Genomic DNA, 8897 nt, shown 5'->3' with positions numbered 1-8897 from the left:
AGTGTATGGAGTTGTAGTGCGAGTGGACAATTGGTGACATGTACGAGTAATGCATCCATTATTGTGAATGCCAACTCAAACATTATCTTGACAGTACAAGCGGTTAGTGCTGCCAACTCACCAGCAATAAACACAGCTTATGTGAGTGGTGGTGGCGACCCAAGTACGACGCCAAAACCGTCGAATCCAGTAACGACTACGATTAACCCGACTCCAAAACCAAGTATTTCGATTGTGAAATCAGGTCCAGTAACAGCGACAGTAGGCACGAATTTCAACTATACCTTGACTGTAAACAACACAGGAAATGCAGCGACGAGTGGAACGATAACAGTAACGGATGTTTTAGCGACAAACCTACAATATGTAGGCTTTAGTGGTGCAGGTTGGAGTTGTAGTGCTGTAGGTCAAACAGTGACTTGTATGACGAGCAATGTAGTGGCTGTAAATGGTAGTAATGTATTGACCTTGACAGTGAAGGCATTGGATGCGGCGAGTGGTTCATCAGTAGTGAATACGGCAAGTGTGATAGGAGGTGGAGATCCAAGTACGACACCAAAACCATCGAACCCAGTGACGACGGATATTACACCAGCACCAAAACCAAACTTATTGATTAGTAAGTCAGGTCCTGTAACAGGAATTGTGAATACGAACTATGATTACACGTTGGTAGTAACAAACTCAGGAACGGCCTCAACAGCGGGAGTAGTTACAGTGACAGACAACTTACCAACAGGCTTACAGTTTGTGAGTGGTGGTGGCAATGGCTGGAGCTGTAGTACAACAGGTCAATTGGTGACTTGTACCAACAGTGGAGTGATAGCTGTGAGTGGTAGTAGCTCGATGAGTTTGACGGTGAAACCAACGCAAGCAGGCACTTACACCAACGTAGGTAGTGTAGTAGGCGGTGGAGACACAAGCGCAGAAACGTCTAACAGCGTAACCACAGTAATTACAAACCCACCAACACCGAATTTGGTAGTAGTGAAGTCTGGTCCATCAACGGCAACAGTAGGAACGAATTTCAACTATACCTTGACGGTAAACAACACAGGATTAGCTGCGAGCACAGGAACGATTACCGTAACGGATAACTTACCAAGTGAGTTGAGTTATGTGACATTCAGTGGTTCAGGTTGGACTTGTAGTGCAGTGGGTCAAGCAGTGACTTGTACAACAACAGCTTCGATAGCAGCTAATGGTAGTAGCACGATAGTATTGACAGTGAATCCAACGACGGCACCAGCATCGGGCTTACCAGTGAAGAACACGGCTTATGTAACAGGTGGTGGAGATCCAGTAACGACACCAAAACCATCGAACGAGGTACCAACGACCATCAATGCTTTACCACAAGCAAACTTGACGATCACGAAGAGTGCACCAGTAGTAGCAACAGTAGGCACGAACTTTGCTTATAGTTTCAATATCGCCAATGGCGGAACAGGAGCTACAACAGGAACGATTACTGTGACAGACAACTTACCGATAGGCTTACAATTTGTGAGTGGCCCAAGTACAGGAGGCTTTACTTGTAGTGCTGTAGGTCAAGTGGTGACTTGTAGCAACAATGGATCAACGCAGATACCAGCAGGACAAAGTGTAAGTTTGAGCATCAATGTGAAGGCCAACTTCAGTGGAGTGTTCAAGAATACAGCGGTTGTAAGTTCAAATGGAGGCACACCAAAAACCTCTAATGAGACCACCACAACAGTGAACTGTCCAACAGATATTAATCCAGGGGTACTTGGATTCTAAGACTAGAAGAGAGGGAGCAAAACTCCCTCTCTATCATACTACAGAAGACAGTGTTATGAAAAAGTACTTTCCCAAAAGCTTCTTGCTGTTATTATCTTTATTAATGATATGTGGTTATACCATGTTAGGTCAAAGCTTGGGCTGCAATTTTAAACCAGGTACAATCCAATTAAACTTGAATGGCCAAAGTGTAGGAGCGAATATCGTGAGTTATGTTGTATTAGTGGATGGAGGCAATATTATCAGATATAAATCGGTCGTAAATTCAGGAACCATAGATGCTGTTGGCGTTGGCAGTTATAAAGCTGTTGCAATAACATGGGATAATACACAATCGAGTTTGCCCTCACTAGAAATAGGGAAAAATCTGGGAGATATAGATCACTGTTTGAAGAGTACGGCAGTTGATTTATCGATATGCGATTGTAATACGACAACCAATAGCGTTACAGTACCCAATTCAGTAGGTTTGTCTCCTCAGTATATACTAACAGATGGTCGAGGAGTAATCCAGCAAGTACAAAATGGCACAACCTTTTCAGGATTAAGTAATGGAGTGTATAACCATTATGTATTGTGTAATACAACCCTCTCTGCAGTAATTGGAACAAAAATAACAACATTACCGAGTACAGATTTTTGTCGAATCATGCCCTTGTCATACGTGGTATGTGTTGCAGAGTGCGCACCTGTGATATGTGTTCCAATGGTAATAGCTAAAATAAGATAGAGCAAAGGAAAATAAAGATATTTGAGCCTAAGGAGGACTTAAAAAATACAAAAGATAGAAGTATAGATGAAATTCGTTGCGAGCGGATGATAATAGAACTTATCGTTAAATAAAGACTACGAGCGTAGTCTTTATTTTTGTTTTAAAGAGGATAAGAATATTTCTAAGGTAAGAATCATATTAGTAAACGATCAATTAAATAAGAAATGTATCCTATCTTGTTACGATAGGATCGTCCAATAGGTAATTTTTTAGCATTGTTTAATTCAATTTCTTTTGAGGATATCCGTAAAATTTTTTGGGTATTGATAATAAATGAGCGATGTAAACGAACAAAATTTTTGGAAGGAAGACGTTCTTCTAGTGAAGAAATAGATTCTTTTACTAAAATGACTTGATCAAGAAGAAATACATTAGAAAATGTTCCTACAGCTTCAACATAAAAAATATCATTGAAATTTATTTTAGTCATTTCTGACCCAGTAAAGAAAAAGTCAAAATGGTCAAGATGCTTCACCTTAGGTAGTACATATTTACTAAGAAATCTTATGAGTAGGTTTTGTAACTTCTCGGGATCGATTGGCTTTAGCGTAAATAGAATAACATTATCTATATCATGGGGATCAAAAATAGTGTCGTAATCATTAGATATAACGATGATAGAGGTATTTTTAGGAATGTCTGCAATTAAGCGAACTTCTTCTTCGCCAACATTATCGACATTAAAAACAATCACCTCAAAATATTCTTGCTCAATTAGGTTCCTTGCATGATCCAATGAGGATGCATTTGTGAAGTAAAATGATATGTTTCTGGGAAATACGTCAAGCTCTAAACGTATGTCTTGGGTTAAATCAATATACAGGCTGTAAAATTGAACAGGTCTCATAAATAAAGGCTAGATAATAGATTCTAAGTAACAGGAAAGATTAAACTAATACTATATCTGTGGTACACATTGATTGTACCATTTTGATTATACATTTATACTAATAACTGAAATACGGCTAACTAACAACTCCCTTTTACATAATCGAAACAATGTAGGAGATTGTTCTAGAAATAAGGACATGATAAGATACAAGATAAGGTGCTTAAATTATAGATGCTTAGGTAAATGGAAAACCCCAAAAAGGTGAAAGCCAATATATTTAATTTTGTACAAAAAAATCAAATTTTGTTCTGAAAATAACAAATTAATAAGAAGAAAACAAGGTAATAGGGTGTACACTTTTATGTGGAGAATCCTTTGTAAATTAACTAAATAGGTCGTCATAGTAAATGGACGACCTATTTAGTTAATTTAATGGTATGATAATTTTTTCACCTTTTTCGGTAATATCTTTTGTCTTTTTGTTGGCTTGCATAATGAGTGCTTTTGAAACACCATATTTTTGAGCAATAACACGAAGTACATCGCCTGAGCCAACGGTATGAACTTTCAGTACTCTGACCTTTAATTTTGTAACTCCAACTTTGATGCCTTCTGGATTTACACTAGGGTTGAGTTTTTGAAGAGATTGCCATTTAAGATTATATCGGTTGGCAATTCCAAAGAAAGTTTCGCCTGCTTGCACCACGTGAGTGATTGTTTCGCCTTTGCCTAGGCTAGCATCAGATGCTTTGCTATCCGTGCTTTTCTCCACTTTAGTTTTAGTCGGAGTTTTTTCTTTAGACTCAGATTTTTTCTCTTTCTTTACTTCTTTTTTATGTTCCTCTTTACGATCTGTTTTGTTTTCTTCTGACTCCTTTGCTTTTTCTTGATTTTCACTTTCTTCATCAGAAGCTGCTTCAGCTACAACTGGAGATTCTCTATTATTGTCAATCACAGCAATGCTGTCTGTGCCAGCATTGGTAAGTTCGTTGTCCGAAATAGAATCTTCCTTTAAGTATTGCCAGCCAACATAGAGTAACGCAGCAATCAATCCCAATAATACTAATAGAGTAATGTTAGGGACTTGAGAACTTTCTTCAACTGGTCGAGGGTTTCTTTTGTCTTCCATCTTCGTAAGGTTAATTAGGGCAAAATACTAGGATTTAGCATATCCCAATAATCTTTCCTAAGTTAACGATTGAACTTGTAAGGGAAAGAGATTTTTGATAAATAATTTATTGAATGGTTTTTTTCAATTCAGTAACCATATCGTCTACCTTGCTACTTAGCTGTTTTTTGTACTCAGCCAAAGTTTCGGCAATCGTAGGGTTTTCGATACCTAACATTTGCACAGCTAAGATCCCTGCATTTTTAGCGCCATTCAACGCAACTGTAGCCACAGGAACGCCAGATGGCATCTGCAAAATAGAAAGTACAGAATCCCATCCATCAATAGAATTAGATGATTTTACTGGTACACCAATTACTGGTAAAGTAGTAACAGAAGCTACCATTCCTGGCAAGTGCGCAGCACCACCAGCGCCAGCAATGATTACTTTAATACCACGTTCACGAGCTGTTTGGGCATATTCAACCATTTTGATGGGTGTACGGTGTGCCGATACAATATCGATTTCGTAGTCTACGCCTAATTCTTTGATAACGTCGGCAGCTTCTTGCATAACTTTTAAGTCAGAGATGCTACCCATGATGATTCCTACCATTGGAATGTATTGATTTTTATGAATGAAATGACGACTAATAATTTATGCGATTACTTTCAACGTGTTTTTCACGAAATCTACTTTTTCTTTCAGTTTTGCTAGGTCATTTTCTACAACAGTAACGTGTCCCATTTTGCGGAATGGTTTTGTTGTAGTTTTACCATATAAAAATGGATACACGCCTGCAACACTCAAAACGTCGGACATACCTTCATATAGAGCGTCGCCCGAATAACCATCTTCGCCTAAAAGATTTACCATCGCAGCAGTGCTATGAGCAGTAGTATCACCAAGTGGCAATCCTAAAACGGCACGTAAATGTTGCTCAAACTGCGAAGTATGGTTCGCACGAATCGTGTGGTGACCACTGTTGTGAGTACGAGGAGCTACTTCGTTGATTAGTACTTCTCCATCTTTTGTCAAAAATAGTTCGACTGCAAGTAATCCTACAATCCCTAACTTTTCGGCAGTTTCTATGGCAATCGCTTTTGCTTTTTCGCTAATTTCTTCCGAAACGTCTGCTGGAGCGAAAAGATACTCAACCAAATTGTGAACAGGATGGAACACACACTCTACCGTAGGGAAGGTTTTACATTCACCTTGTTCATTACGAGCAACGATAACAGCGATTTCTTTTGCAAAGTCTACAGCTTTTTCTAAAAGACTCGGTTCTGTAAAGGCAAGGTGCACATCCTCGGCTGAGCTGATGCGCTGAACGCCTTTCCCATCGTATCCACCACGCCCTAGTTTATTGAACGCTGGCAAGAAATCAACATTGGCTGCAACAGCTTCGGCATTGTCGGTCAAGACAAAATCTGCTGTCGGTAATTGATGATCACGATAGAACTGCTTCTGGATACGTTTGTCTTGAATCAACTCTAATACTTCTGGTTGAGGGAATACCTTCTTACCTTCAGACTGAAGTTTTTTCAAAGCATCGAGATTGACATTTTCGATTTCGATGGTTATTACTTCACAGTCTTGACCGAAAGCATATACGGTATCAAAATCCAAGAATGAACCACAGACAAACTCAGGTGCAATTTTAGCACATGGAGCGTTGGGATCTGGATCGAGCGCCTTCACATGGATGTCTAAATCGATAGCAGCTTGGAGCATCATACGGCCTAACTGGCCACCGCCTAAAAGGCCTAATTTGAAATTTTTCGAGAATACTGGCATGATTTGTAGCACGAAATCAAGAATCGTGTTTATTTATACCCCAAAATTACTGCTAAATATTGAAAGGTTATTAAATTTGTTGTGTATCAAATCAAGACATTTCATGAAAAATTCAATAAACCTTCGTTTTGGGGTAATCGTGGGAATGATTACAGTAGCTGCGTTGAGTCGTTTTTTATTTTTAACCCCTTCTTTAGCCAACTTTTCTCCAGTAGGAGCGATGGCACTTTTTGGAGGCGCGTACTTCGCTAACAAACGTTGGTCGTATGCTATTCCTATGTTGGCATTGTGGCTTTCAAACTTGGTGTTGAACAATGTTGTTTACAAAGAATATTATCCAACTTTCTCTTTTGGAATTGAGCCTGGTGTATTTGTAAGTTTTGCAGTAATGGTAACAGTTGGTATTCTTCTTTTGAAAAAAGTAACTGCACAAAATGTATTATTCGCTAATTTGTTGGGAACGCTTGCTTTTTTCTTAGTTTCTAACTTTTTTGTTTGGACCGAAGGCAAGCTTTATACACAAGATATGAATGGTTTGGCATTGTCTTACGCAAATGCAATTCCATACGTAAAAAATACTTTGATGAGTAACCTTTTGTTTTCAGCTGTAATGTTTGGTGCTTTTGAGGCGGCTAAACGTCAGGTTCGTGCATTGGCTTACTAAAGTACTTTCGCAAGAGGAGTCACCTTCTAATTAGTGAATTGCGATTTAGTAATTATTTTTAAATCTATATTTCATGAGTAGAGACGTAGTGCTTTGCGTCTAAATATGTACTCTTCCGAAGTAAAGTATCAAAAAAAAGCGGTCGAAAATGATTTTTCGACCGCTTTTTTTGATACAATATGTCAGCATAATACATCAGTAGATTTAACGAATAATCGCTCAATCACAAATCACTAAATTTGGTATGATACCTGAAAAATAAAGGGCTACCAAAGTAGCCCCATCGATAGGTTAGAAGTAAGCAATTTTATATACATTAAGCGGTGTAATGTCTGAAAACGAATAGGAAATACAAGCATTCTGGCTATTACGCTGTCAATCTAAGAGAGCTGGATTTTTTCCACAAAGCAAATCATCCTTGTATTTAGCCCATTCAATGATAACTTTAATAGAGGTGCATATTGTGTGTTAGAGCCTCTTTAGGTGTAATATCTTGGTAGGTAAAATGATGTAATGTCAAAATTTATTTAGTAAGACAACATTTTCAAAAAAGGTTTAAAAATGTATATCTTAATTTTTGATATAAATTAAATACATTCCACCATTTCTAGAGGGTTGATTATCAGTCTTAAAGTCGCCAAGATGTAAGTACGTTTTTCCGTCAGTATCTCTAAATATTTTAAAATCTTTTGTGGCGTTTAAGAGCGTGAAATATCGTAACTCGCAATTCATTAAATCTTCTGGTCCTGCCATTTTAGTACTTCCTAATTGTGTTATAGCAGCTTTCCCAGTCTGAGTATTCTCATCAAAAGATAGTATTTTCAGTCCACCAAAAATCGAATTAACGGCTGATTTTCCGTTGATGACAAATGTGTCTGTGGTATTGTCGACTAGTTGATTGGTAATGTTTAGTGTAATGTCATGCGACATTTTACTAGATGAACACGGTTGATCGATCACATCGCCAAGGAAAACATATTTGAGTGTCCACGTGCCTTTTAGGCTATCCAAATTACCGATATTTCCTTTGGCAGAGGCATCATTTTCGATAGGATGACAAGCACTTGCACCAATCATAAAAAGCAAAAATAGAAGTCCAATTTTCATAAATTTTACAGTTAACGAGTTTAGAATCTTTTTCATTTTTGAATAAAGAGTACAAATGCAGTAGTATGGTTGGAACGTATCCTATAAATTTGTAAAAAAATGTAGAATAAAACTCCCTCAAAAAATTTTGAAAAATCTTGCCGTATTTGCCTCTGGATCAGGCTCGAATGCCGAGCGTTTGGTTGAATATTTTAAAGATTCAGATTTGGCTCAAGTCAAATTGATTCTTTGTAACAATCCTTCTGCTGGTGTAATCCAACGTGCCGAACGTTTGAATATTCCTTTGGTATTGTTTAATAGAAGCGAATTTAAGTCAGATAAGATTGTAGACTTATTGAAAGAAAATGAAATTGATTGGGTAGTTTTAGCAGGTTTCTTGTGGTTGATTCCTTCGAATTTGGTGGCGGCATTTCCTAACAAAATCATCAATATTCATCCTGCCTTATTACCTAAATTTGGAGGAAAAGGCATGTATGGACATTTTGTTCACGAAGCTGTGGTGGAAAATAAAGAAACCGAATCGGGTATTACGATTCACTTTGTGAACGAACATTATGATGAAGGAGCTATTATTTTTCAAGCATCATATCCCGTAACTCCTACCGATACTCCTGAAGATGTAGCTAAAAAAGGACAAGTGTTAGAGCATAAGCACTTCCCTGAAGTGGTAGAAAAATTGCTGAAAGAAGAGATTTAAGACGCAAGGCTTCGTTCTTACCTATTTAGTGAATTGAGATTGAGTGAATGAGTGATTATTTTAAAATTGTATTCTAGCGGTAGAGACGCAATGATTGCGTCTTAAGCCGAGTCATATTATCAAAAAAGCGGTCGGAAATTATTTTCGACCGCTTTTTT

General features: G+C 37.9%; 9 protein-coding genes. 4 read left to right on the top strand and 5 right to left on the bottom strand.

Going from position 1 to position 8897, the window contains the following annotated elements; all coding sequences use genetic code 11:
- Positions 1-1761: DUF11 domain-containing protein (locus tag BWI92_RS15490; protein ID WP_141234800.1), on the top strand; the 1761-nt coding region annotated here is incomplete at its 5' end.
- 55 nt (positions 1762-1816) lie between these two features.
- On the top strand, positions 1817-2491 hold the full coding sequence (locus BWI92_RS15485) for a hypothetical protein (RefSeq protein WP_141234799.1): 675 nt from the start codon (positions 1817-1819) through the stop codon (positions 2489-2491).
- A 175-nt stretch (positions 2492-2666) separates the two neighbouring features.
- On the opposite strand, the gene BWI92_RS15480 is transcribed toward BWI92_RS15485, so the two are convergent.
- The 4 genes from BWI92_RS15480 to BWI92_RS15465 form a co-directional block, all read right to left on the bottom strand.
- A complete protein-coding gene (locus BWI92_RS15480) occupies positions 2667-3380 on the bottom strand; it encodes a LytTR family DNA-binding domain-containing protein (RefSeq protein WP_095164160.1) in 714 nt (237 codons plus the stop codon).
- A 409-nt stretch (positions 3381-3789) separates the two neighbouring features.
- The gene (locus tag BWI92_RS15475) at positions 3790-4494 is read right to left on the bottom strand and encodes a LysM domain-containing protein (RefSeq protein ID WP_095164159.1); all 705 of its coding nucleotides are present in this window, start codon (positions 4492-4494) and stop codon (positions 3790-3792) included.
- Between the two features lie 106 nt (positions 4495-4600).
- Positions 4601-5089 carry a 5-(carboxyamino)imidazole ribonucleotide mutase gene (gene purE / locus BWI92_RS15470; RefSeq protein ID WP_095164158.1) on the bottom strand — a complete coding sequence of 163 codons (489 nt, stop codon included), beginning with the start codon at positions 5087-5089 and terminating at the stop codon, positions 4601-4603.
- A 42-nt stretch (positions 5090-5131) separates the two neighbouring features.
- On the bottom strand, positions 5132-6271 hold the full coding sequence (locus BWI92_RS15465) for a 5-(carboxyamino)imidazole ribonucleotide synthase (protein WP_095164157.1): 1140 nt from the start codon (positions 6269-6271) through the stop codon (positions 5132-5134).
- Between the two features lie 103 nt (positions 6272-6374).
- Between BWI92_RS15465 and BWI92_RS15460 the strand changes: the two genes are divergently transcribed.
- Positions 6375-6935: a DUF6580 family putative transport protein gene (locus BWI92_RS15460; RefSeq protein WP_095164156.1), complete on the top strand. Its 561-nt coding sequence runs from the start codon at positions 6375-6377 to the stop codon at positions 6933-6935.
- A gap of 570 nt (positions 6936-7505) precedes the next feature.
- Here BWI92_RS15460 and BWI92_RS15455 read toward each other — a convergent pair.
- Positions 7506-8078, bottom strand: coding sequence for an META domain-containing protein (locus BWI92_RS15455; protein WP_095164155.1), 573 nt, complete (start codon positions 8076-8078; stop codon positions 7506-7508).
- 91 nt (positions 8079-8169) lie between these two features.
- On the opposite strand from BWI92_RS15455, the gene purN reads away from it, so the two are divergent.
- Positions 8170-8739, top strand: a complete 570-nt coding sequence (gene purN, locus BWI92_RS15450) for a phosphoribosylglycinamide formyltransferase (protein WP_095164154.1) — start codon at positions 8170-8172, stop codon at positions 8737-8739.
- The last annotated feature ends 158 nt before the right edge of the window (positions 8740-8897 follow it).

Source organism: Flectobacillus sp. BAB-3569 (assembly GCF_002270355.1).
GTDB lineage: Bacteria > Bacteroidota > Bacteroidia > Cytophagales > Spirosomataceae > Flectobacillus > Flectobacillus roseus.
Note: the sequence above shows the minus strand (reverse complement) of the source record. Positions and strands in the feature narration are given on the sequence as shown.

Excerpts from the sequence above, each read along its gene's own strand:
- BWI92_RS15485 (WP_141234799.1), top strand. The coding sequence starts at position 1,817 with ATGAAAAAGTACTTTCCCAAAAGCTTCTTGCTGTTATTATCTTTATTA.
- BWI92_RS15480 (WP_095164160.1), bottom strand. The coding sequence starts at position 3,380 with ATGAGACCTGTTCAATTTTACAGCCTGTATATTGATTTAACCCAAGAC.
- BWI92_RS15475 (WP_095164159.1), bottom strand. The coding sequence starts at position 4,494 with ATGGAAGACAAAAGAAACCCTCGACCAGTTGAAGAAAGTTCTCAAGTC.
- purE (WP_095164158.1), bottom strand. The coding sequence starts at position 5,089 with ATGGTAGGAATCATCATGGGTAGCATCTCTGACTTAAAAGTTATGCAA.
- BWI92_RS15465 (WP_095164157.1), bottom strand. The coding sequence starts at position 6,271 with ATGCCAGTATTCTCGAAAAATTTCAAATTAGGCCTTTTAGGCGGTGGC.
- BWI92_RS15460 (WP_095164156.1), top strand. The coding sequence starts at position 6,375 with ATGAAAAATTCAATAAACCTTCGTTTTGGGGTAATCGTGGGAATGATT.
- BWI92_RS15455 (WP_095164155.1), bottom strand. The coding sequence starts at position 8,078 with ATGAAAAAGATTCTAAACTCGTTAACTGTAAAATTTATGAAAATTGGA.